Here is a 1414-nt window from a genome sequence, read left to right as displayed (position 1 = left end):
GCTCGTACACGCCGGTGGCATAAGCGTCCGAGTCCGGGGCCGGCAGCGCGTTACGATCCAGCTTGCCGTTCGGGGTGAGGGGAAGAGCTTCCAGCAGAACATATGCCGCGGGAACCATGTACTCGGGAAGGTAGCGTTCCGCATGGCTCTTTAATTTTGCAATAAGGCTGGATAAATTCAAATATTGAAGCTTTGGATAGCTTTTTCTGAGAAATGCAGCGGTGTTTGCCTGGGGCGTATCATTTATCCTTCGGGCGTAGACATTATATAATGCAGTTGATCGTAAAGAAGCATCTTGATCAATATTAATTTCAAATCCATGTCTACTGAGCAGCGTTGTTATAAGGTCTAAACGGTTGTTGGCGTCATGAACTTCTAGAATAATCTGCCGAATTTTGCTCCAGTCTTGCTCTTCAATGCCTCGCAGAACATCCAGTTCGCTTTTTTCAACGTCGATTTTCAAGAGATCGATTTTTGAGATGCTTTCCTCAGAAATAATTGAGGAAAGCGTCCGAAGCTTACATGAAATTCTTTCCCCTTGAAGGCGCTCGTTAAGTAGGTTGTCAAGCATTTGCTCGTCAAGCGATGCCGACGCGGTCTGCTTAAGAAAAGCTTTAACTGTTGATCTCTCTTCTTCGGCGTTGGCATAGCGGCTAGATAGGATAGAGCTGTGCTTGTACCATGTAAATGTTGCAATCGCGGAATGTTCGGCAAGGCCACAATTGTAGATGTTCGGGGACCGTTGATAAATAGATGTATTAATGCGCAGACTTTCAAAAACATCTGGAATTGGCTCGAATGAATAAATCGTGGCATTTGGCGCCATTTTGTTCACAAATAAGGTGAATAAGCCAATATTGGCTCCTACGTCGAATATGCAATCGTTTTCTCCAATGGTGATTCCGTGCCGCAGATAGCTTTCATTCGTGAAAATCTCGTCGTAAAGAAAATCGGTTTCGGCTTTATTTTGATAACTAATTTGCATCCCATTTGGCAGATCGTAAAGGCTGTCTAAATCAAGAGCTTCCGATGTTTTTAGCTGGAGAATCTTGATTATTGGGAATGCCTCCATTTCGTCAGGCACGCAGTATGCGGTCAAACGCTTCTCGTTCGGGTTGTCTTCGCGGGCTATCACGATGGCTTCACGCACTGCAGGGTGTGAAGCCAGCTGCGCTTCGATCTCGCCAAGCTCGATGCGGAAGCCTCGGATCTTTACCTGAAAATCATTGCGTCCCAGAAACTCGATGTTGCCGTCTGGCAGCCAGCGGGCCAAGTCGCCGGTGCGGTACATGCGAGCGCCGGGTTCGTCGACAAAGGGGTTTAGCAGAAACCTCTCCGCGGTCAGCTCCGGCCGGTTGAGATAACCTCGCGCCACACCTGCGCCGCCGATGTATAACTCTCCCGCAACTCCGAT

General features: G+C 48.0%; 1 protein-coding gene. It reads right to left on the bottom strand.

Annotated elements, in window-relative coordinates; translation table 11 throughout:
- On the bottom strand, positions 1-1414 hold a 1414-nt coding region (locus tag HDF16_RS30110), incomplete at both ends, for an FkbM family methyltransferase (protein ID WP_184224652.1).

This window comes from Granulicella aggregans, from assembly GCF_014203275.1.
In the GTDB taxonomy this organism is placed as follows: Bacteria; Acidobacteriota; Terriglobia; order Terriglobales; family Acidobacteriaceae; genus Edaphobacter.
The sequence above is the reverse complement of the archived record's forward strand: the minus strand, read 5'-3'. Positions and strand labels throughout refer to the sequence as shown.